This is a genomic window from Streptococcus sp., assembly GCF_019414905.1.
Lineage (GTDB): Bacteria > Bacillota > Bacilli > Lactobacillales > Streptococcaceae > Streptococcus.
Map to the genome: position 1 here is coordinate 1 of NZ_DXLC01000105.1, position 1,257 is coordinate 1,257.

Sequence of the window (1,257 nt, forward strand, 5' to 3'; positions counted from 1 at the left end):
GTCAAAAAAGCATATTCAGTAGAAACTAAGCTAGCCTGTATCGAAATGAAAAAGGCAGGTAAATCAAATAAGGTTATCATGGATACCCTCGGCATCAAAAATGTTAGTCAGGTCAAGACCTGGTGGCAATGGTATCAGAATGATGAATTGTTCCGTTTCCACCAACCTGTGGGGAAACAATATACTTATGGTAAAGGGATGAAGCAGTTATCTGAAGTGGAACAGTTACGTTTACAGGTAGAATTACTAAAAAAGTATCAGAGCTTGATAAGAAAATCGACAAAGTAAGTCTTATTAAGCTAGTGGAAGAGTATAAGAAAATGTGCCCTGTATCTATTATTTTAGAGTGTTTCGGAGTCAAACGCTCAACCTTTTATCGCTGGAAACAGGAATGTAAGAATTCTCAGAAAAGAGACGAAATAGCAGATAAAATCGAACAACTCTGTATGGAAAATCACTTTATTTACGGATATCGAACCATCACTCGCTTGCTCAAGAAAGTTTATAACCTCGTCATTAATCGCAAGAAGGTCTATCGTATTATGAAGGAAAAGGGCTGCCTTTGCCGTGTCCGTCCCAAGAAGGGACCTAAATTAGGGAAGCCTTACCATGTAACAGACAATAAGCTGGATCGTAATTTTCAAGCAGACAGGCCTATGGAGAAGCTTGTCACAGACATCACCTACCTCTACTTTGGGAACTGTAGACTTTATCTATCTTCAATCATGGATCTCTATAATCGTGAAATTGTAGCTTATACCATCTCCGAATGCCAAGATACGGACTTTGTGCTCGACACACTTCATCAACTTGAGCTACCTCAAGGAGCACTTTTACACAGTGACCAGGGATCTGTCTATACCTCAAAAGCTTACTATCAGGCTTGTACAGAAAAAGGCATCACCCGCTCTATGTCCCGAAAAGGAACACCAGCAGATAATGCCTGTATCGAATGGTTCCACTCTATTCTCAAGTCTGAAACCTTCTATCTCCATAAGTGGAGAAACTTAACCAAAGATAGTATAACAGATATTGTCAAAAATTACATCATATTTTATAATGAAACTAGAATTCAACAAAAATAAAATGACCAGTCTCCTGTAGAGTACAGAAAACTGGTCGCATAAGAGGGGTTTTCTCTTCTCCCATTATTGGGGTGCAGTGCCGATTTCTAGTCTTTTTATTAGTAGTGGAACTTCTATTTATTGAAAAGCATCTATACCAACAACCTTGATAAGAATTGTCAGAAGGATAAGC

At 38.6% G+C, this 1,257-nt stretch carries 1 protein-coding gene; it reads left to right on the top strand.

Going from position 1 to position 1,257, the window contains the following annotated elements:
* Positions 1-1,085, top strand: a protein-coding gene (locus tag QZ359_RS03165) for an IS3 family transposase (protein WP_293959364.1) whose coding sequence is annotated in 2 segments (ribosomal slippage) — positions 1-262 and positions 262-1,085 — 1,086 coding nt annotated over the 2 segments. Because the reading frame shifts where the segments join, the coding sequence is not laid out codon by codon here. This gene is flagged as partial in the annotation.
* Positions 1,086-1,257: the final 172 nt, after the last annotated feature.